Consider the following 19,316-nt stretch of genomic DNA (forward strand, 5'->3'; position numbering starts at 1 on the left):
CCCATGGTCAATCTGACGCGCATCTACACACGGACCGGCGACCGGGGCACCACCGCGCTCGGCGACATGAGCAGGACCGCCAAGACCGACCTGCGGATCTCGGCGTACGCGGACGCGAACGAGGCGAACGCCGTCATCGGTACGGCGATCGCACTCGGCCGCCTCGACGCGGACGTCGTGAAGGTCCTCACCCGGGTCCAGAACGACCTCTTCGACGTGGGCGCGGACCTGTGCACCCCCGTCGTGCAGGACCCGGAGTACCCGCCCCTGCGCGTCGAGCAGTCGTACATCGACAAGCTGGAGGCGGACTGCGACCGCTTCAACGAGGACCTGGAGAAGCTGCGCAGCTTCATCCTTCCGGGCGGTACGCCGGGCGCGGCGCTGCTCCACCAGGCGTGCACGGTGGTGCGGCGGGCCGAGCGGTCCACCTGGTCGGCCCTCGATGCGCACGGCGAGACCATGAACGCGCTCACCGCGACCTATCTCAACCGCCTCTCCGACCTCCTCTTCATCCTCGCCCGTACGGCGAACAAGGAGGTCGGGGACGTGTTGTGGGTGCCGGGCGGGGAGCGCTAGCGCCGGCTCCCCGTGACCTCCCCGGGGTGCTCGCCGTCCCGCTCCCCCGGGCCCGGCGCCGGCTTGCGCTTCGGGAACAGCGTGTAGCTCAGCGCGATCAGGCCGTGGATGCCCGCCGCGCGCCACGCGGTGCCCATCCAGGAGTCGAGGGACCCGGTGCCGCCCGGGTCGTCGACGTACCACTTGGCGAGGAGCAGCAGTCCCGAGGCGACCGCCGCCGCGACGACCGTGCCGAGCCAGACCTCGCCCTCGTGCCGGGCGCGCGGCCAGCCGTAGCGCGGCGGGCGCGGTACGGGGGTGCCGTCGAAGCGGTGCGCCGCGTGCCCGTCGAGCCACTTCACGGTGCGGTGGCCGTGGCCGACGGTGTAGCCGATGTAGACGGCGGCGAGGCCGTGCTTCCAGCTCGGGTCGGCGCCGTGCTTCAGGTCGAGGGCGGTGACCACGAGCAGCAGCAGTTCGAGCAGGGGTTCGCAGAGCAGGATGGCAAGGCCGAGCCGTGGCATCCGCAGCAGATAGCGGGTCGCGAGCCCCGCGGCGAGCAGCACCCAGAAGCCCACCTCGCAGATGATGATCAGTGTGACGACCACGGCTCGTTCCTCCTGACACCGGTTCCGGTACTCCTCAAGGCTCGCGCCGGGACCGCCGCGGATCGTCGTCGCCAGTGACGAAGTGCGGCTGCATCCTTCGATGTACTGGCGCTTCACCCCCCGTAGGGAGGTCGGGGGGCGCCGTGCCGTGTTGGATGGAGCCATGCCGCTGCCGCTCCCCCGCCGACCGGACGTCGTGGACGTCCGCATCTGTGTGGCCAGCCTGCTCAGCGGTCTCGCGCTGTGGGCGCTCGGCCTGGACATGGAGCAGGACCGCCCGTTCGGTCGCGTCTGGTCGCTGCTCCCGCTGTTCGCCATGGCGGCCCTGGAGCTGACGCGCCGCACGGCTCCGCGGCAGGCGTTGATCGCGGGCACGTTCGTGCTGGTCGCCGACCAGTTCACGACGGGCAACCTGGCGACCGTGGTGATGTTCACGGACCTCGTGTACGCGGCCGTGGTCTACGGCACGCCCGCCGAGGCCCGGCGCATCCCGGTCACCACGGGCCTGATCACGGTGGCCGTCACCGTCGGGCTCCTGGCCTGGTTCCGGGAGCCGGAGGCCATCCTGGTCGGCGCCGTCGTCGCCCTGGTGGCGTTCACGCCCGCCACCACGGGCGTTCTCGTCCGCAACCACCGGGAGGCCGCCGACATGGCCAGGCTGCGCGCCGAGCAGACCGCGCTGCTCGCCGAGGTGGACCGCGCCCAGGCCGTCACGGCCGAGCGCGCGCGCATGGCGAGGGAACTGCACGACATGGTCGCCAACCATCTGTCCGCGATCGCCATCCACTCCACGGCCGCGCTCTCCCTCGACGACCCGGGCACGACCAGGAACGCGCTCACCGTCATCCGTGAGAACAGCGTCGAGGGGCTGGCCGAAATGCGTCGCCTCATCGGCATCCTGCGGGACTCGAGCGGCGACCTGGAGCCGACCGCGGCGCCCACCCTCGACGGCCTCGGCGCCCTCGTCGAGAACGCCCGCACCAACGGCCTGGACGTCCGCCTCCACGACACCCGGGACCCGGGCGCCCCGGGCGAGGCACCGCTGCCCGCACCGGTCGGCCTCGCCGCGTACCGCATCGTCCAGGAGTCCCTCACCAACGCCCTCAAGCACGCTTCACCCGGCCGGGTGACGGTGACGCTCACCCGGCGGCCCACGGCCCTGTGCGTCAGCGTGACCAGCCCGTACGGTGGCTCGCGCGGGCCGCGCGCGCCGGGTTCCGGGGCCGGGCTCGTCGGCATGGAGGAGCGGGCCGCGCTGCTCGGGGGCACCTTCACCTCGGGCCCCGAGCCGCACCCCGACCTGCCCGGCACGAAAGTCTGGCGGGTCGAGGCCCGGCTGCCCGTCGACCCCAAGGACCAAGGAGCCCCCGAATGATCCGCGTGCTCGTCGCCGAGGACCAGACCGCCGTGCGGGCGGGCCTGGTCCTGATCCTGCGCAGCGCGCCCGACATCGAGGTCGTCGGGGAGGCCGCGGACGGCGAGCAGGCCGTGTCCCTGGCTCGTGAGCTGCGCCCGGACCTGGTCCTCATGGACATACAGATGCCGCGCCTCGACGGCGTCTCCGCGACCCGCCAGGTGGTGGCCGAGCACCTCGCGGACGTCCTGGTCCTGACCACGTTCGACCTCGACGAGTACGTCTTCGGGGCGCTGCGCGCGGGCGCTTCCGGCTTCCTCCTGAAGAACACCGAGGCGCGGGACCTGCTCGAAGCGGTGCGCACGGTGGCCCGCGGCGAGGGCCTGATCGCGCCCGCGGTCACCCGCCGGCTGATCGCCGAGTTCGCCTCACCACGGCCCGTACGGTCCGCGAACGCCCCCGAGCCCTCGGTCCTCGACGTCCTCACCCGCCGCGAACGCGAGGTGCTCGCCTGCCTGGGCCAGGGCCTCTCCAACGCGGAGATCGCCACCCGCCTGGACATGGCGGAGGCAACCGTCAAGACCCATGTGAGCCGACTTCTCGGCAAGCTGGAGCTGCGCAGCCGCGTACAGGCGGCGGTGCTCGCGCAGGAGCTGGGCGTGTAAAGGGAACCCCCCGCTGAAGGCCCAGGGGCCAGTGAAAGGTCTTGACCTATGGTCCAGACCTTTCCTACTCTCACCTCACTGCGGTGGGTACATGACATGCACACAAAGTGCACCAGGTGCTCACGGGCGTCGCAGGGCACACCCACCCCGGAACACAACCGAGGAGCACCCCTTGCGCGTCAGACACAGGCCCAGGCATCGGCTGACAGCCGGGCTCACCACCCTGCTGCTCCCCCTCGCCACCCTCGTCGCGATCGGCGGCTCCGCCGAGGCGGCACCGGACAGCGCCGCCCGCGCCGCGCAGACCGCGCCGAAGGCCGCCGCGGGGGCCACCGCCACGTTCACCAAGACCCAGGACTGGGGCTCCGGCTTCGGGGGCAAGTGGACGATCAAGAACACCGGCACCACCGCGCTCAGCTCGTGGACCGTCGAGTGGGACTTCCCCGCGGGCACCAAGGTGACGTCCGCCTGGGACGCGACCGTCACCAACTCGGGCAACAAGTGGACCGCGAAGAACCTCTCCTGGAACGGTTCGATCGCCCCCGGCGCCACCGCCACCTTCGGCTTCAACGGCTCCGGCCCCGGCTCGCCCGCCAACTGTTCGCTCAACGGCGAGAGCTGTGACGGCGGCGGCCAGCCCGGCGACAGCGCGCCCTCCGCCCCCGGCACCCCGACCGCGTCCGGCGTCACCGACACCTCGGTGAAACTGGACTGGAAGGCCGCCACGGACGACAAGGGCATCAAGAACTACGACGTCCTGCGCGACGGCGCCAAGGTCGCGACGGTGACCGGCACGTCGTACGCGGACTCCGGGCTCACCAAGGGCACCGACTACTCGTACAGCGTCCAGGCCCGCGACACCGCGGACCAGACCGGGCCCGCGAGCGACTCGGTCAAGGTGCGCACCACGGGCGGCGGCCCCGACCCGGACCCCGGCGCCAAGGTGAAGATGGGGTACTTCACCAACTGGGGCGTCTACGGACGCAACTACCACGTGAAGAACATCGCGTCCTCCGGCTCCGCCGAGAAGATCACGCACATCAACTACGCCTTCGGCAACGTCCAGGGCGGCAAGTGCACCATCGGTGACGCCTACGCCGACTACGACAAGGCCTACACCGCCGACCAGTCCGTCGACGGCGTCGCCGACACCTGGGACCAGCCGCTGCGCGGCAACTTCAACCAGCTGCGCAAGCTGAAGGCGAAGTACCCGCACATCAAGATCCTGTACTCCTTCGGCGGCTGGACCTGGTCCGGCGGCTTCACCGACGCCATGAAGAACCCCGAGGCGTTCGCGGACTCCTGCTACAAGCTGGTCGAGGACCCGCGCTGGGCCGATGTCTTCGACGGCATCGACCTGGACTGGGAGTACCCCAACGCGTGCGGTCTGACCTGTGACAGCTCGGGTCCCGCCGTCATGAAGACGATGGCGCAGGCGTTCCGCAACAGGTTCGGCGCCAACAACCTGGTGACCGCCGCCATCACCGCGGACGGCTCCTCCGGCGGCAAGATCGACGCGGCCGACTACGGCGGCGCCTCGCAGTACCTCGACTGGTACAACGTGATGACGTACGACTTCTTCGGCGCCTGGGACGCCAAGGGTCCGACGGCACCGCACTCGCCGCTCACCGACTACCCGGGCATCCCGAAGGCGGGCTTCAACTCCGCCGCCGCGATCAACAAGCTGAAGGCCAAGGGCGTGTCGGCCAAGAAGCTGCTGCTCGGCATCGGCTTCTACGGCCGCGGCTGGACGGGTGTCACGCAGAAGGAGCCGGGCGGCACCGCGACCGGTCCCGCGCCGGCCACCTATGAGGCGGGCATCGAGGACTACAAGGTCCTGAAGAACTCCTGCCCGTCCAACGGCACCGTCGCGGGCACCGCGTACGCGCACTGCGGCACCAACTGGTGGTCGTACGACACCCCGGCGACGATCCGCGCCAAGATGGCCTGGGCCAAGGAGCAGGGGCTCGGCGGCGCCTTCTTCTGGGAGTTCAGCGGCGACACCACGAACGGCGAGCTGGCGACCGCCATCCATGACGGTCTGAAGTAGCAGCTCCGGGCGGCTTCGGCCGCCCACCCGGAACGAAGCCGGGGAGACAGGTACGCCCCCTGTCTCCCCGGCTTCTTTGTCTGCGTCCGGCTGCTTCTTTGTCCGCGTCCGGCGTCCCCGAGCATCCGGCGTCCCCGTGCGTCCGGCGTCCCCGTGTTCGTCTGCGGGTCGTGGGGGTCGGGCGCGCAGTTCCCCGCGCCCCTTGGGGGTCGCCCCGCGGCTAGGCCACGTTCACGCGCTGGCCGGGAGGCGCGGCCTCCAGCCAGGCCAGGAAACCGGTGAGTGCGTCCTCGCTCATCGCGAGTTCGATGCGGACCCCGCGGTGCAGACAACCGAGCACAACGGCGTCGGAGAGGAGGGCGAGCTCCTCCTCGCCGTCGGGCGCGCGCCGGTCGACGACCTCGATCGCCGAGCGTTCGAGGACGCGGCGCGGGCGGGGCGCGTAGGAGAAGACACGGAACCACTCGACCCGGTCGCCGTTGTAGCGGGCGACGCCGTAGCCCCAGCCCTTGCCGGAGGTGTCGGCGCTCTCGTCGGCTTTCGGCGCGTGCCAGCGCAGGCTGCAATCGAAGGTGCCGCCGGAGCGCTGGATGAGCCGGCGGCGCAGTCCGAAGACGAAGAGTCCCAGCAATACCAGCGCGATCAACACAAGTCCGCACACGAGCGACACGAGGATCATCGGCACCGACCTCCTCGCCTCAACACGACTTCACGAAACGGACCAAACAACCGCACCCGAAACTGCACCCGCATCGCCTCAGCCGCGACCCGGTCCGGAGAGCTCCGGACCTGGCCGCGGCTGAGTCACGTCACGCCACGCGCTGGGGTCAGCGCGCCGCCACCGCACGCAGTCGGACGTCGGCGCGCCGCTCCGCGGAGGCGTCGGCCTCCGACTTGGCACGCTCGAACGCCCGCTCAGCACGCTGGACGTCGATCTCGTCGGAGAGCTCGGCGATCTCGGCGAGCAGCGACAGCTTGTTGTCGGCGAACGAGATGAATCCGCCGTGCACCGCGGCGACGACGGTCCCGCCGTCAGTGGTGCGGATGGTCACCGGGCCCGACTCCAGCACACCGAGCAGCGGCTGGTGACCGGGCATGACGCCGATGTCGCCGGACGTGGTGCGCGCGACGACCAGGGTGGCCTCGCCGGACCAGACACTGCGGTCCGCGGCGACCAGCTCGACATGCAGCTCAGCAGCCAAGGGTGGCTCCTCGGGTCACCACCCGGCGGTTCAGCCGGGTGTTGGGTCAAATTCTAGTGGGCGTGCGAGGAGGGGCGGGACTCGGTCCCCCACAAGGGGCCGGGCCCGCCCCTCCTCATGAGTCGGGAGACTCAGGAAACGCCGAGTTCCTTCGCGTTGGCCTTGAGGTCCTCGAGGCCACCGCACATGAAGAACGCCTGCTCGGGGAAGTGGTCGTACTCGCCGTCGCAGATCGCGTTGAAGGCCGCGATCGACTCGTCGAGGGGGACGTCCGAACCGTCGACGCCGGTGAACTGCTTGGCGACGTGCGTGTTCTGCGACAGGAAGCGCTCCACGCGACGGGCACGGGAGACGACCAGCTTGTCCTCTTCGCCGAGCTCGTCGATACCGAGAATGGCGATGATGTCCTGGAGGTCCTTGTACTTCTGCAAGATGTTCTTGACCCGCATGGCGGTGTCGTAGTGGTCCTGCGCGATGTACCGCGGGTCCAGGATGCGGGACGTGGAGTCCAGCGGGTCCACGGCCGGGTAGATGCCCTTCTCGGAGATCGGACGGGAGAGCACCGTCGTCGCGTCGAGGTGGGCGAACGTGGTGGCCGGGGCCGGGTCGGTCAGGTCGTCCGCGGGGACGTAGATCGCCTGCATCGAGGTGATCGAGTGACCACGGGTCGAGGTGATGCGCTCCTGGAGGAGACCCATCTCGTCGGCCAGGTTCGGCTGGTAACCCACGGCCGAGGGCATACGACCCAGGAGGGTCGAGACCTCGGAACCGGCCTGCGTGAAGCGGAAGATGTTGTCGATGAAGAACAGCACGTCCTGCTTCTGCACATCGCGGAAGTACTCCGCCATGGTCAGACCGGCGAGGGCCACGCGCAGACGGGTGCCCGGGGGCTCGTCCATCTGGCCGAAGACAAGGGCGGTCTTGTCGATGACGCCCGAGTCCGACATCTCCTCGATGAGGTCGTTGCCCTCACGGGTGCGCTCACCGACACCGGCGAACACGGAGACACCGTCGTGGTTGTTGGCGACGCGGTAGATCATCTCCTGGATGAGCACCGTCTTGCCGACACCGGCACCGCCGAACAGACCGATCTTTCCACCCTTGACGTACGGGGTGAGAAGGTCGATGACCTTGACGCCGGTCTCGAACATCTCGGTCTTCGACTCGAGCTCGTCGAAGTTCGGGGCCTTGCGGTGGATGGACCAGCGCTCGCCCGTGTACTGCTCGTCGACGTTCAGCACCTCACCGAGGGTGTTGAACACCTTGCCCTTGGTGAAGTCGCCGACCGGGACGGTGATGCCGTCGCCGGTGTCGGTCACCGGGGCCTGGCGGACCAGGCCGTCGGTGGGCTGCATGGAGATGGCGCGGATCAGGCCGTCACCGAGGTGCTGGGCGACCTCGAGCGTCAGGATCTTCTTCGCGCCGTCCTGCGCCGGGTCGGCGACCTCGACGTGCAGGGCGTTGTAGATCTCCGGCATCGCGTCGACGGGGAACTCCACGTCGACGACCGGGCCGATGACCCGGGCGACGCGGCCCGTGGCAACGGCCGTCTCAACTGTGGTCGTCATTACTTGTCACTCCCCGCGGTCGCGTCGGCCAGCGCGGACGCGCCACCAACGATCTCGCTGATTTCCTGGGTGATTTCGGCCTGGCGGGCCGCGTTGGCAAGCCGGGACAGATTGTTGATCAGGTCTCCGGCGTTGTCGGTGGCCGACTTCATCGCGCGGCGCGTGGCGGCGTGCTTGGAGGCAGCCGACTGGAGCAGCGCGTTGTAGATCCGGCTCTCGACGTAGCGCGGCAGCAGGGCGTCGAGGACGTCCTCCGCCGACGGCTCGAAGTCGTACAGCGGAAGGATCTCGTCCTTCTTCGCCGACTCCTCGGCAACCTCGTCGAGGCTGAGGGGCAGCAGCCGGCTGTCGACGGCCGTCTGCGTCATCATCGAGACGAACTCGGTGTAGACGATGTGGAGCTCGTCCACACCACCCTCCGCCGTGTCCTTCTCGATGGCCTCGATCAGCGGGCCCGCGACCGTCTTGGCGTCCGCGTACTCGGGCTGGTCGGTGAAGCCGCTCCACTGCTTCGCGATCGTGCGCTCGCGGAAGTTGTAGTGGGCCACACCACGGCGGCCGACGATGTACGAGTCGACCTCCTTGCCCTCCGCCTCCAGGCGCGCGGTCAGCTGCTCCGCGGCCTTGATGGCGTTGGAGTTGAAGGCGCCGGCCAGACCGCGGTCGCTGGTCAGCAGGAGGACGGCGGCTCGCGTCGCCGTCTCCGCCTCCGTCGTCAGCGGGTGCTTGGTGTTCGAGCCGGTTCCCACCGCCGTGACCGCGCGGGTGAGCTCGGTCGCGTACGGCGTGGAGGCCGCCACCTTGCGCTGCGCCTTGACGACGCGCGAGGCGGCGATCATCTCCATCGCCTTGGTGATCTTCTTGGTCGCCGTGACGGATTTGATGCGACGCTTATAGACCCGGAGCTGGGCTCCCATGAGTCAGGTCCCTTCCGTCGTCACTTGCCGGCAGCGGCAGGAGCGTCCTCGCCGAGAAGCTTCCCGTCCGAGGTCTCGAACTGCTTCTTGAAGTCCGCGATGGCGTCGGCGACGGCCGTGAGGGTGTCGTCCGACATCTTGCCGCCCTCCTTGATGGAGGTCATCAGGCCCTGCTCCTTGCGGTGCAGGTAGTCGAGCAGCTCACGCTCGAAGCGGCGGACGTCGGCGACCGGTACGTCGTCCATCTTGCCGGTGGTACCGGCCCAGACGGAGACGACCTGGTCCTCGGTCGACATCGGCTGGTACTGCGCCTGCTTGAGCAGCTCGACCATGCGCTGGCCGCGCTCGAGCTGCGCCTTCGACGCGGCGTCCAGGTCGGAACCGAAGGCGGCGAACGCCTCCAGCTCACGGAACTGGGCGAGGTCCACGCGCAGACGGCCGGAAACCTGCTTCATCGCCTTGTGCTGAGCGGAACCACCGACTCGGGACACGGAGATACCGACGTTCAGCGCGGGGCGCTGTCCGGCGTTGAACAGGTCCGACTCCAGGAAGCACTGGCCGTCGGTGATGGAGATGACGTTGGTCGGGATGAACGCCGAGACGTCGTTGGCCTTCGTCTCGACGATCGGCAGACCCGTCATCGAGCCCGCGCCCATCTCGTCGGAGAGCTTCGCGCAGCGCTCCAGGAGGCGGGAGTGCAGGTAGAAGACGTCACCGGGGTAGGCCTCGCGCCCCGGCGGGCGGCGGAGCAGCAGGGACACGGCGCGGTAGGCGTCGGCCTGCTTCGAGAGGTCGTCGAAGATGATGAGGACGTGCTTGCCCTCGTACATCCACTGCTGGCCGATGGCCGAGCCGGTGTACGGCGCCAGGTACTTGAAGCCGGCCGGGTCGGACGCCGGGGCGGCGACGATGGTCGTGTACTCCAGGGCGCCGGCCTCTTCGAGGGCACCACGCACGGAGGCGATGGTCGAGCCCTTCTGACCGATGGCGACGTAGACGCAGCGAACCTGCTTCTTCGGGTCGCCGGTGCGCCAGTTGTCGCGCTGGTTGATGATCGTGTCGACGGCCAGGGCGGTCTTGCCGGTCTGGCGGTCGCCGATGACCAGCTGACGCTGGCCGCGGCCGATCGGGGTCATGGCGTCGACGGCCTTGTAGCCCGTCTCCATCGGCTCGTGCACCGACTTACGGGCCATGACGCCCGGAGCCTGCAACTCGAGGGCGCGGCGGCCGGACGTCTCGATCTCGCCGAGGCCGTCGATCGGGTTGCCGAGCGGGTCGACGACGCGGCCGAGGTAGCCCTCGCCCACCGCGACCGAGAGGACTTCGCCGGTGCGCTGCACCGACTGGCCCTCCTCGATGCCGCTGAACTCGCCGAGGATGATCGAACCGATCTCGCGCTCTTCCAGGTTCAGCGCGAGACCAAGGGTCCCGTCCTCGAACTTCAGCAGCTCGTTGGCCATGGCCGAGGGCAGGCCCTCGACCTTCGCGATGCCATCGCCGGCCAGGGTGACCGTACCGACCTCCTCGCGCGAGGCCGCGTCCGGCTTGTACGCCTGGACAAAGTTCTCCAGCGCGTCCCGGATCTCCTCCGGCCGGATCGTGAGCTCCGCCATCTGGGTTCCCTGCTCTCCTTGTTGGGCCCGAAGTTTCTTTGGGGGATCTGGGGGCTCCCCCCAGAAACTTTGCATCCTCTGCACGGCCCAACCAGGGCCGTTGTCCTGCATATTGCGTTGCTAGCCCGCCATGCGGCGGTGCGCGTCCTCGATGCGGTCCGCGATGGAGCCGTTGATGACCTCGTCGCCCACCTGCACCCTGATCCCGCCGAGGACCTCGGGGTCCACGTCCAGGTTCAGGTGCATCCGACGCCCGTAGATCTTCGCGAGCGCCGCACCGAGCCGCTCCTTCTGCTGGTCCGCGAGCGGAACAGCGGAGGTGACGACCGCGACCATGCGCTGTCGGCGGTCCGCGGCCAGCTTGGAGAGGGACTCGAGTCCCGCTTCCAGGCTACGTCCACGGGGCGCGGTCACCAGACGCGTGACCAGACGCTCCGTGGCGGCGTCCGCACGCCCGCCGAGCAGGCTGCGCAGCAGCTCGCTCTTGGCGGTGCCGGACGCGGCACGGTCGGTGAGCGCCGCCCGCAGACCGGTGTTCGCGGCCACGATCCGGCCGAACCGGAACAGCTCGTCCTCGACGGTGTCCAGCGCGCCCGACTTCTGCGCGGCGGTCAGGTCGGCGAGGTCCGTGAGCTCCTCCAGGGCGTCCACCAGGTCGCGGGACTGCGACCAGCGGGAGCGCACCAGGCCCGCCACCAGGTCCGCGGCTTCGCCGCCGACCTTGCCGCCGAGCAGCCGCCCGGACAGCTCCGCCTTGGCCTCGCCGGGCTGCGCCGGGTCGGTCAGGACCCGTCGCAGCGAGACCTCGCGGTGCAGCAGCGCGGTGACCGCGGCCAGCTCGTCGGCCAGCCGCTCGGCGTCGACCGCGGTGCTGTCGGTCAGCGCGTCCAGACGCTCACGGGCGGCGGCCAGCGCCTCGCGGCTGGCTCCGTGCGCCGTCTGCGCCGTCTGCGCCGTCATCGAGTCGCCTCTGCCTTCGCGTCGAGCTCGTCGAGGAAGCGGTCGATCGTGCGGCTCTGGCGGGCGTGCTCCTCGAGGGACTCACCCACCAGCTTGCCGGCCAGTTCGGTGGCCAGCTGGCCCACGTCCTGGCGCAGCGCCTGCGCGGCGGCCTTGCGGTCGGCCTCGATCTGGGCGTGGCCTGCGGCGACGATCTCCTCGCGCTGACGCTGGCCCTCGGCCCGCATCTCGGCGATGAGCTGGGCGCCCTGCTCCTGCGCCTCCTGGCGCAGCCGCGCGGCCTCGTGGCGGGCCTCGGCGAGCTGAGCCTTGTACTGCTCCAGAACGCTCTGGGCCTCGGTCTGAGCGGCGTCGGCCTTCTCGATACCGCCTTCGATCGCCTCCCGGCGCTCTTCCAGAACCTTGTTGATGTTCGGGATGAGCTTCTTCCAGAAGAAGAAGAAAACGATGGCGAAGGCGATGGCGCCGACGAGCAGCTCGGGGCCCGGGGGAATGAGCGGGTTCTGCTCTTCCTCGGCCGCCAGCTGAACCAGGTTGGCGATCACATCAGTGCCTTTCGTCGAACGGGACTATTCGTCTTCGGCGATCAGGAGCCGTAGACGAACGGCATGACGATGCCGATGAGGGCGAGCGCCTCACAGAAGGCGAAACCGAGGATCTGGTTGGCACGGATCAGACCGGCGGCTTCGGGCTGACGGGCGAGAGCCTCGGTGCCCTTGCCGAAGACGATGCCAACACCGATGCCGGGGCCGATGGCCGCGAGGCCGTAGCCGATGGAGCCGAGGGCCTTGATGTCACCCTGGAGGGCGGCGAGCTCGAGAGTCGCGGACATGCCGTTACTTCCTTCTCTTTCATGGACCGGTGGGGGTTGGCCACCGGGCGCTTAGGGGGTGGAGGGTCTCAGTGGTGCTCGGCGAGAGCGCCCTGGATGTACGAGCAGGCGAGGAGCACGAAGACGTACGCCTGGACTGCCTGCACGAAGAGTTCGAAGCCGATCATGGCGATCGTCATCACGAAGGAGACACCGGCGGCCGGGATCAGCCAGCTGTTCAGCAGGTACCAGGAGGCGACGGTGAACATCACCAGCATCAGGTGACCGGCGAACATGTTGGCGAAGAGCCGGACCGCGTGCGTGAACGGGCGCACCAGCAGATTCGAGAAGAACTCGATGAACGCTACGAGCCACTTGATCGGGCCGAGCGAGTTGTCGTAGCCGGTGATGTTCTTCCAGCCGCCGACGAAACCATGGCGCTTGAACGTCAGGGGCACCCAGACGAAGTAGACGATGCCCGCGAGCACGAACGGGTAGGCGATGACCGACGACACTGGGAACTGGGCCAGCGGGATCACCGACCAGATGTTCATGATCCAGATGAAGAAGAACAGGGAGACCATCAGGGGGACGTACTTCTCGCCGTCCTTCTTGCCCATGGTCTCGTAGACGATCCCGCGGCGTACGAAGTCGTAGCCGGCCTCACCGATCATCTGCAGCTTGCCGGGGACCAGCTTCGCCCTCCCGAAAGCGGCGTAGAAGAAGGTCACCACCAGCGCCGTCGAGATCAGAGCGAGCAGCATCACCTTGTTGAACTCGAACCCACCGACCTCGAAGATCGGCTTGAAGAGGAACGAGTGCAGGCCCGGAGCCGGGAAGCCACAGCCGTTGTCGGACATGATCCGACAGCTCCAGTCAAAGGCGAGCTCAGTTTGGTCAGCACTCACCGCGGGCTCCTTCGGCGTGACGCATAGGTACGGCAACCTCGTTGTCGTGTCGGCGCGGCGCGCGGCCGCGGGTCGGCACCGGACTGGTGTTTCGGAAGTGTGAGCGGCGTTCAGGCATCGAGCCTCGCGATGGTGCAGGCGTCAGCTCAGATGCCCGCGCCTGCAGTGCCGCAGTTGGCACCGGACGATAGCAGCATCTCGAACGTGCATTTATCCCGGCCCTACCTCTCACGTCGAGGACCCCGACTTCTCCGCCTTCTCGCTCTTTTCGGAGGAGGAGGCGGAGGAAGGTTCGGGCTCCGGGTCGACGTAGAAGATCTTGGCCTTCATGTGTGCACGGGCCTGTGCCGCCATCCACACGACGGTCGAGACGGCGAGCGCAAGCGCGAAAACCCTGGGGTTGAACAGGGTGGTGTCCTTGAACAGACCCATGAAGAGAAGAAGCAGCAGCAGCTGGGCGACGTAGAGCATCATGCCCATCGCCTGGAACAGCTGCGGAAGCGATTTTGCCGTTCGCTGGAGGACGTACACACCGAGCCCCATGAAGGCCACGACCACCGCCGTGCCGACGACAGCGCCGAGCGCTCCCTTGCCGCCCGAGACCACGCCGCTGACGATGGCGATGATCGCGCCGACGGCAGCCGTGGGCACGGCGCACTGCAGGAGATTTCGGGTGTCTTGAGACGGCATGGCGGCAGCTCCGCTTACAGACGGGGGCAGGGTGTCGTCATGGACGAGCGTAGACCCGGACCGAGTGGGATCCTCGGGCCAAGAGGACCGTCGCACTACGGTCCTTCGGCTCTGTCCCCGGGTCTCGTGAACGGTATCACAAACTATTTGATGAGTCCTTTACCTGTCGGGTGTGCTTGCCGTCACACATGAGGGCTAATCCGCGCGTCTGTGCACGCAGTGGGTTGATTTATCCGCTATTGCAGGCACATCGGACGTGCACTTCAGTGGCTTGTCATGGACCCGGACGAGGTGGGGGCTCCTGCTCCGGTTCCTGTGGGCCCGCTTGCTCATGATCCAGCAGGCAAGGCGTGGGCACGAAGGCTTCGACCGAGCATCGGATCGGGTCGTGCTGCCCGTCAACGTCGTCGGCCCCACCTCCACCGCTCGGGGTGAAGGTGAGGCCGTGAGGTTCACTCGGTGAACGCGGTCCGCGCTCCGACTACGGTCAGCAGGAGGACCGGTAGACCTTCCTGCCCTTGGTCCAGGCGATCCCGCCGTAGCGGAAATCCTCGGTCTTCCTCTTGCCGATGGCGAACTCGGGGTCGCGCGAGGCGGGCAGATCCACCTTGAAGCAGACCTTGTAGTTGCAGGAGTTCTTCACCTTCACATAGCGGTTGAAGCGCTTGTTGAACCACTTCTTCGCCTTGACGCACTGGGGTGCCGCGGCGGCGAAGTCCCCTGCGTCCTGCGGAGCCGTCGTAGCTGTCGTGCCTTGAGTGCTCTGAGTGCTCTGCGGGGTGGCAGCCGCGGCGCTGCCCGAGAAGCCAAGTGTCCCCACCAGAGCTGCCACAGCGAGCGTGGAGCCTACGAACTTGCGCATGCTTCCTCCGTTTATCCGGTGCGGTTCATCGGGCGCGGTGGTCATCCGCGCCCTGCCGTACTGAACGGAGAGTTTCTAGCACGCACATACGCTCGAGACCAGCAAACGCCAGCCCGAGGTGCGATTTCCCGCCAGTCTCAGGGCGTCTGTCCGCAACAGCACATGATCCGGAGGGGGTGTCAGCCGCGCGTACGGTCCGTCGGAACCCGCTCCGCGAGGTGCGTGCGGGCGCCCATGGCCGTGGCGCCGCTCCCACGCGGGGCGCTCGCCGTCACCGGTTCCCCGGGCTGGTCCTCGGGTGCCTCCTGCATGACCTCCGCGACGGCGTCGGCAGAGGCCGCCGCCTGAGCCAGAGCCGCACGGCGGCGCCGGTAGCGCGGTGGTACGAAGCCCTCCGCCCAGCCGGGCGTCCGCGGGGTGAAGCGCGGCAGCAGGAGCAGCACGAGCCCGACGGCGCTGAGGGCGACGATCAGGAGCAGGATCCACATGTTCGTGGAGTGCACGGAGTACGCGACGGTGCCGAAGGCGATCAGGGCCGACCAGAAGTACATGATCAGCACGGCCCGGCTGTGCGAGTGGCCGACTTCGAGCAGCCGGTGGTGCAGATGGCCGCGGTCGGCGGCGAACGGCGACTGGCCCTTCCAGGTGCGGCGCACGATGGCGAGGACCAGGTCGGCGAACGGGATCGCGATGATCGTCAGCGGCATGAGCAGCGGGATGAAGACGGGGAGCATCGCGTGCGTCGCGTCGCGGGTGCCGCCGAGGTTCAGCTTCATCGCGTCCGGGTCGACCTGCCCGGTGATGGAAATGGCGCCGGCGGCGAGCACCAGGCCGATGAGCATCGACCCGGAGTCGCCCATGAAGATCCGGGCCGGATGCATGTTGTGCGGCAGGAAGCCCAGGCACATGCCCATCAGGATGGCGGCGAAGAGGGTGGCGGGGGCCGCTGCCTCGATGCCGTACCCGTACCAGATCCGGTACGCGTACATGAAGAACGCCGCGGCGGCGATGCACACCATGCCCGCCGCGAGGCCGTCGAGGCCGTCGACGAAGTTGACCGCGTTGATGGTGATGACCACCAGGGCGACGGTGAGCAGCGTGCCCTGCCACTGGGTCAGGGACACCGTCCCCGCGCCCGGGATGGGCAGCCACAGGATCGTCAGACCCTGCATGACCATCACGCCCGCGGCGATCATCTGGCCGCCGAGCTTGATCAGCGCGTCGATCTCGAACTTGTCGTCGAGGACGCCGATGAGCCAGATCAGCGCGGCGCCGGAGAGCAGCGCGCGCGGCTCGTTCGACTTCGTGAAGACCTCATTGAGGTTCGGCAGGTGGTCGGCGACCAGGAGCCCCGCGCACAGGCCGAAGAACATCGCGATTCCGCCGAGCCGGGGTGTCGGTTCCCGGTGCACGTCGCGGGCGCGGATCTCCGGCACGGCACCGGCCACGATCGCGAACTTCCGCACCGGGCCGGTCAGCAGGTAGGTCACCGCGGCCGTGATGCAGAGCGTCAGCAGATATTCACGCACGGGCTTCCCCACAGGTATCGCTGGCCATCTCAGCACCACACCCTAGCTTCGCGTGCATAAGCTTGGGGACGCCTGGGTAGCGAGGATCGTTGCACAGACGCGCTACGACGTCGCCGGGCCCGGTGTCCCCGCGGTGGGATACGGCGGAAACCGGCCAGCCAGTTCCCGTACCGCGTCCCTGACGTTGTCCTCCTCGCGGACGGCCCCGGCGAACAGTGCGGCGATCCGCGCCATTTCACCCTCCCGCATGCCCTGGGTGGTGACGGCCGCCGTCCCGAACCTGAGCCCGCGGCCGTCGGCGCCCGGCAGCGCGCAGGCGTCCACGACCAGGCCCGCCGCGGCGAGGCGGCCGCGGGCGACATGGGCCGGTACGCCGTGCGGGGCGGGGTCGGCGAGGATCAGATGGGTGTCGGTGCCGCCGGTGCTCAGACCGAAGCCCTCGCCGGCGAGCGCCTGCGCCAACACCCTTGCGTTGGCAACGACTTGATGCGCGTACGCCGTGAAGGCCGGGGTCGCCGCCTCGCCGAAGGACACCGCCTTGGCGGCGATCGTGTGCATCTGGGCGCCGCCCTGCGTGAACGGGAAGACCGCCCGGTCCACCCGTTCCGCGAGCTCCCCGCGGCACAGGAGCATGCCCCCGCGGGGGCCGCGCAGGACCTTGTGGGTGGTGGCGCACACGATGTCGGCGTACGGCACGGGGCTGGGCGCGGCGCCCCCGGCGACCAGGCCCATGGGGTGGGCGGCGTCCGCGACGAGGTAGGCCCCCACCTCGTCCGCGACGGCCCGGAACGCCGCGTAGTCGATGTGGCGGGGGTAGGCGATGGAACCGCACACGATCGCCTTCGGGCGGTGCGCCCGGGCCAGGGCCGCGACCTGGTCGTAGTCGATCAGGCCGCTCTCCGGGTCGAGGCCGTACCCCACGAAGTCGAACCAGCGGCCGGAGAAGTTCGCGGGCGAGCCGTGCGTGAGGTGGCCGCCGTACGGAAGCCCCGTCGCCAGGACCGTGTCCCCGGGGCGCAGCAGGGCCGCGTAGGCCGCCAGGACGGCGGAGGAGCCCGAGTGGGGCTGCACGTTCGCGTGGTCGGCGCCGAAGAGGGCCCTGGCGCGGTCCGTGGCGATGCGCTCCGCCGCGTCCACCAGCTCGCAGCCGCCGTGGTGGCGGGCTCCCGGGTAGCCCTCGGCGTACTTGTTCGCCAGCGGGGAGCCTAGGGCCGACAGGACGGTCCGGGACGTGAAGTTCTCGGCGGCGATCAGCTGGAGGGTCGTCGACTGGCGGGCGAGTTCGCCGAGGAGTACGTCGGTCAGCTCGGGGTCCTGGCGGCGCAGCGCGGTGTACGCCGCCGGGTCGGCGGCGCGTTCTGCCTCGGCCGTCGTCATCCTTCCAATGTAGGTCGGGGGCGGGCTTGCTGCCCGGTGGGCGCTACCGCGGGGTCCCCGAGCCCGCCCCTTCCCGATCCTGGGGCTTCGCCCCAGACCCCGTTATCGGCCTTCGGCCTCGTCCTCAAACGCCGGACGGGCTGAAAACCTTCGCCGGTGCGGCAGCGTCTTTGGGTGCGGCTCAGTCTCAACCCGTCCCGGCGAAGTAATCAGCCCGTCCGGCGTTTGAGGACGAGGCGCGGAGCGCCGACAAGGGGGCCCCGGCTTGCGAGCTACGCGCGGGCCGCCGGCACCCCCGTCAGCGCCGTCACCACCGGCTCAAGCGCCTGCTGGATCTCGCCGCCGACGGAGCGGAAGAAGGGCAGCGGCGCCCCGTAGGGGTCGTACACCTCGTCGGCCTCCGCGCTGGGGGCGAGCAGCCACCCGCGCAACGCGGCGGCGGCCCGCACCAGGGCGCGGGCACGTTCGACGACGCCGTCGGCCCCGTCGGGGTCGGGCAGGGTGGCCGGGTCTATGGCCCGGACGAGACGGGTGAACTCCTTCAGGGTGAAGGTGCGCAGCCCGGCGGAGTGCCCCATGGAGATGACCTGCGCCCGGTGGTCCCGCGTCGCGGTCAGGACGAGGTCGGCGCGGATGACGTGGTCGTCGAGGAGCTCACGGCCGACGAAGCCGGAGGCGTCCGCGCCGAAGTCGGCGAGCACGGTCTCGGCGTTGGTCTCCATGGGGGCGCCCTCGTGCCCCCAGGTGCCCGCGCTCTCCACGATCAGCCCACCGGTGAGCGGATCGCCGAGCCGGTCGGCGAGGGCGTGCCGGGTCAGCCGCTCGGTGATCGGCGAGCGGCAGACGTTGCCGGTGCTGACGTGGAGGATGCGGAAGCCGCCGGGGGCACCGGCGCTGCCCGGGGCACCGAAGACCACAGAGGGCTCGGTGCGGCCCGCTATGCCACGCCCCGTCTCAGGGGCCCTCAATTGGCCACCTCGAGGTCGGGTACCACCTTGCGGAGCTCGTCGGCGTCGAGAGCGCCCGCGCGGAGCAGCACGGGGACCTTGCCGGTGACGTCGACGATCGAGGAGGGCACGATGCCGGGCGTGGGCCCGCCGTCCAGGTACACGGAGACGGAGTCGCCGAGCATCTCCTGGGCGGCGTCGCAGTCCTCGGGCGCCGGGTGCCCGGTGAGGTTGGCGGAGGACACGGCCATCGGCCCGAACTCGGTGAGGAGCTCGATGGCGACCGGGTGCAGCGGCATCCGGATGGCGACCGTGCCGCGGGTGTCGCCGAGGTCCCACTGGAGCGAGGGCTGCTGCCGGGCGACCAGCGTGAGAGCACCGGGCCAGAAGGCGTCCACGAGCTCCCAGGCGGACTCGGAGAAGTCCGTGACGAGGCCGTGCAGCGTGTTCGGGGAGCCGATGAGGACGGGCGTCGGCATGGACCGGCCGCGGCCCTTGGCGTCCAACAGGTCGGCGACCGCCTCGGCGCTGAACGCGTCGGCGCCGATCCCGTACACGGTGTCGGTGGGCAGCACGACCAGTTCGCCACGGCGGACGGCGGACGCGGCCTCGCGCAGACCGGTCGTACGGTCGGTCGCGTCGTTGGTGTCGTATCGCCGTGCCATCTAGCGGGCCTCCTCGTACACGTACGTCTCGTCGG

The 19,316-nt window shown here is 69.4% G+C and carries 20 protein-coding genes; 4 read left to right on the top strand and 16 right to left on the bottom strand.

Annotated elements, in window-relative coordinates:
* Positions 1 to 3 precede the first annotated feature (3 nt).
* Positions 4 to 576: a cob(I)yrinic acid a,c-diamide adenosyltransferase gene (locus tag ACH4DX_RS10510; protein WP_398154822.1), complete on the top strand. Its 573-nt coding sequence runs from the start codon at positions 4 to 6 to the stop codon at positions 574 to 576.
* Here ACH4DX_RS10510 and ACH4DX_RS10515 read toward each other — a convergent pair.
* Entirely contained in the window at positions 573 to 1,163 is a 591-nt protein-coding gene (locus ACH4DX_RS10515) for a hypothetical protein (RefSeq protein WP_398120641.1), read from the bottom strand. The genes ACH4DX_RS10510 and ACH4DX_RS10515 overlap by 4 nt on opposite strands.
* A gap of 163 nt (positions 1,164 to 1,326) precedes the next feature.
* On the opposite strand from ACH4DX_RS10515, the gene ACH4DX_RS10520 reads away from it, so the two are divergent.
* From ACH4DX_RS10520 to ACH4DX_RS10530, 3 genes are all read left to right on the top strand, one after another.
* The gene (locus tag ACH4DX_RS10520) at positions 1,327 to 2,538 is read left to right on the top strand and encodes a sensor histidine kinase (protein WP_398120639.1); all 1,212 of its coding nucleotides are present in this window, start codon (positions 1,327 to 1,329) and stop codon (positions 2,536 to 2,538) included.
* The gene (locus tag ACH4DX_RS10525) at positions 2,535 to 3,182 is read left to right on the top strand and encodes a response regulator (protein WP_398120637.1); all 648 of its coding nucleotides are present in this window, start codon (positions 2,535 to 2,537) and stop codon (positions 3,180 to 3,182) included. Before ACH4DX_RS10520 ends, ACH4DX_RS10525 begins: the two co-directional genes overlap by 4 nt.
* Positions 3,183 to 3,354: 172 nt before the next feature.
* The gene (locus tag ACH4DX_RS10530; RefSeq protein ID WP_398154823.1) at positions 3,355 to 5,232 is read left to right on the top strand and encodes a glycosyl hydrolase family 18 protein; all 1,878 of its coding nucleotides are present in this window, start codon (positions 3,355 to 3,357) and stop codon (positions 5,230 to 5,232) included.
* A 220-nt stretch (positions 5,233 to 5,452) separates the two neighbouring features.
* Here ACH4DX_RS10530 and ACH4DX_RS10535 read toward each other — a convergent pair whose 3' ends face one another.
* From ACH4DX_RS10535 to ACH4DX_RS10605, 15 genes are all read right to left on the bottom strand, one after another.
* The gene (locus ACH4DX_RS10535) at positions 5,453 to 5,911 is read right to left on the bottom strand and encodes a DUF2550 domain-containing protein (RefSeq protein ID WP_398120633.1); all 459 of its coding nucleotides are present in this window, start codon (positions 5,909 to 5,911) and stop codon (positions 5,453 to 5,455) included.
* Between the two features lie 148 nt (positions 5,912 to 6,059).
* Positions 6,060 to 6,434, bottom strand: coding sequence for a F0F1 ATP synthase subunit epsilon (locus ACH4DX_RS10540; protein WP_164320637.1), 375 nt, complete (start codon positions 6,432 to 6,434; stop codon positions 6,060 to 6,062).
* 131 nt (positions 6,435 to 6,565) lie between these two features.
* A complete protein-coding gene (gene atpD / locus ACH4DX_RS10545) occupies positions 6,566 to 8,002 on the bottom strand; it encodes a F0F1 ATP synthase subunit beta (RefSeq protein ID WP_398120631.1) in 1,437 nt (478 codons plus the stop codon).
* Positions 8,002 to 8,919 (bottom strand): F0F1 ATP synthase subunit gamma, encoded by a 918-nt coding sequence (locus tag ACH4DX_RS10550; RefSeq protein ID WP_398120629.1) that lies wholly within the window; start codon positions 8,917 to 8,919, stop codon positions 8,002 to 8,004. The genes atpD and ACH4DX_RS10550 overlap by 1 nt, the downstream gene beginning before the upstream one ends.
* A gap of 20 nt (positions 8,920 to 8,939) precedes the next feature.
* A complete protein-coding gene (gene atpA, locus ACH4DX_RS10555; protein WP_398120628.1) occupies positions 8,940 to 10,532 on the bottom strand; it encodes a F0F1 ATP synthase subunit alpha in 1,593 nt (530 codons plus the stop codon).
* A 120-nt stretch (positions 10,533 to 10,652) separates the two neighbouring features.
* The gene (locus ACH4DX_RS10560) at positions 10,653 to 11,492 is read right to left on the bottom strand and encodes a F0F1 ATP synthase subunit delta (protein ID WP_398120626.1); all 840 of its coding nucleotides are present in this window, start codon (positions 11,490 to 11,492) and stop codon (positions 10,653 to 10,655) included.
* Positions 11,489 to 12,037, bottom strand: coding sequence for a F0F1 ATP synthase subunit B (locus ACH4DX_RS10565; protein ID WP_398154824.1), 549 nt, complete (start codon positions 12,035 to 12,037; stop codon positions 11,489 to 11,491). The genes ACH4DX_RS10560 and ACH4DX_RS10565 overlap by 4 nt, the downstream gene beginning before the upstream one ends.
* Before the next feature lie 41 nt (positions 12,038 to 12,078).
* The gene (atpE, locus tag ACH4DX_RS10570) at positions 12,079 to 12,324 is read right to left on the bottom strand and encodes an ATP synthase F0 subunit C (protein WP_016643250.1); all 246 of its coding nucleotides are present in this window, start codon (positions 12,322 to 12,324) and stop codon (positions 12,079 to 12,081) included.
* Between the two features lie 68 nt (positions 12,325 to 12,392).
* Positions 12,393 to 13,163, bottom strand: a complete 771-nt coding sequence (gene atpB / locus ACH4DX_RS10575; RefSeq protein ID WP_398155242.1) for a F0F1 ATP synthase subunit A — start codon at positions 13,161 to 13,163, stop codon at positions 12,393 to 12,395.
* A 276-nt stretch (positions 13,164 to 13,439) separates the two neighbouring features.
* Positions 13,440 to 13,901: a hypothetical protein gene (locus ACH4DX_RS10580; RefSeq protein WP_398154825.1), complete on the bottom strand. Its 462-nt coding sequence runs from the start codon at positions 13,899 to 13,901 to the stop codon at positions 13,440 to 13,442.
* A gap of 487 nt (positions 13,902 to 14,388) precedes the next feature.
* Positions 14,389 to 14,763, bottom strand: a complete 375-nt coding sequence (locus tag ACH4DX_RS10585) for a hypothetical protein (protein ID WP_398154826.1) — start codon at positions 14,761 to 14,763, stop codon at positions 14,389 to 14,391.
* A 179-nt stretch (positions 14,764 to 14,942) separates the two neighbouring features.
* A complete protein-coding gene (locus ACH4DX_RS10590) occupies positions 14,943 to 16,292 on the bottom strand; it encodes an MraY family glycosyltransferase (protein WP_398154827.1) in 1,350 nt (449 codons plus the stop codon).
* A gap of 102 nt (positions 16,293 to 16,394) precedes the next feature.
* Positions 16,395 to 17,669, bottom strand: coding sequence for a serine hydroxymethyltransferase (gene glyA, locus ACH4DX_RS10595; protein WP_398154828.1), 1,275 nt, complete (start codon positions 17,667 to 17,669; stop codon positions 16,395 to 16,397).
* 272 nt (positions 17,670 to 17,941) lie between these two features.
* Positions 17,942 to 18,637, bottom strand: a complete 696-nt coding sequence (locus tag ACH4DX_RS10600) for a protein-tyrosine-phosphatase (protein WP_398120614.1) — start codon at positions 18,635 to 18,637, stop codon at positions 17,942 to 17,944.
* A complete protein-coding gene (locus ACH4DX_RS10605) occupies positions 18,634 to 19,281 on the bottom strand; it encodes an L-threonylcarbamoyladenylate synthase (protein ID WP_058849576.1) in 648 nt (215 codons plus the stop codon). Before ACH4DX_RS10605 ends, ACH4DX_RS10600 begins: the two co-directional genes overlap by 4 nt.
* Between the last annotated feature and the right edge of the window lie 35 nt (positions 19,282 to 19,316).

Origin of the sequence: Streptomyces sp. NPDC017940, assembly GCF_044328435.1 — a bacterium.
GTDB lineage: Bacteria > Actinomycetota > Actinomycetes > Streptomycetales > Streptomycetaceae > Streptomyces.

Bases quoted from the DNA above. Each gene is read 5' to 3' on its own strand.
- ACH4DX_RS10525 (WP_398120637.1), top strand. From the start codon at position 2,535: ATGATCCGCGTGCTCGTCGCCGAGGACCAGACCGCCGTGCGGGCGGGC.
- glyA (WP_398154828.1), bottom strand. From the start codon at position 17,669: ATGACGACGGCCGAGGCAGAACGCGCCGCCGACCCGGCGGCGTACACC.
- atpB (WP_398155242.1), bottom strand. From the start codon at position 13,163: ATGTCCGACAACGGCTGTGGCTTCCCGGCTCCGGGCCTGCACTCGTTC.
- ACH4DX_RS10560 (WP_398120626.1), bottom strand. From the start codon at position 11,492: ATGACGGCGCAGACGGCGCAGACGGCGCACGGAGCCAGCCGCGAGGCG.
- ACH4DX_RS10510 (WP_398154822.1), top strand. From the start codon at position 4: ATGGTCAATCTGACGCGCATCTACACACGGACCGGCGACCGGGGCACC.
- ACH4DX_RS10585 (WP_398154826.1), bottom strand. From the start codon at position 14,763: ATGCGCAAGTTCGTAGGCTCCACGCTCGCTGTGGCAGCTCTGGTGGGG.
- ACH4DX_RS10520 (WP_398120639.1), top strand. From the start codon at position 1,327: ATGCCGCTGCCGCTCCCCCGCCGACCGGACGTCGTGGACGTCCGCATC.
- atpE (WP_016643250.1), bottom strand. From the start codon at position 12,324: ATGTCCGCGACTCTCGAGCTCGCCGCCCTCCAGGGTGACATCAAGGCC.
- atpA (WP_398120628.1), bottom strand. From the start codon at position 10,532: ATGGCGGAGCTCACGATCCGGCCGGAGGAGATCCGGGACGCGCTGGAG.
- ACH4DX_RS10550 (WP_398120629.1), bottom strand. From the start codon at position 8,919: ATGGGAGCCCAGCTCCGGGTCTATAAGCGTCGCATCAAATCCGTCACG.
- ACH4DX_RS10580 (WP_398154825.1), bottom strand. From the start codon at position 13,901: ATGCCGTCTCAAGACACCCGAAATCTCCTGCAGTGCGCCGTGCCCACG.
- ACH4DX_RS10535 (WP_398120633.1), bottom strand. From the start codon at position 5,911: ATGATCCTCGTGTCGCTCGTGTGCGGACTTGTGTTGATCGCGCTGGTA.
- atpD (WP_398120631.1), bottom strand. From the start codon at position 8,002: ATGACGACCACAGTTGAGACGGCCGTTGCCACGGGCCGCGTCGCCCGG.
- ACH4DX_RS10605 (WP_058849576.1), bottom strand. From the start codon at position 19,281: ATGGCACGGCGATACGACACCAACGACGCGACCGACCGTACGACCGGT.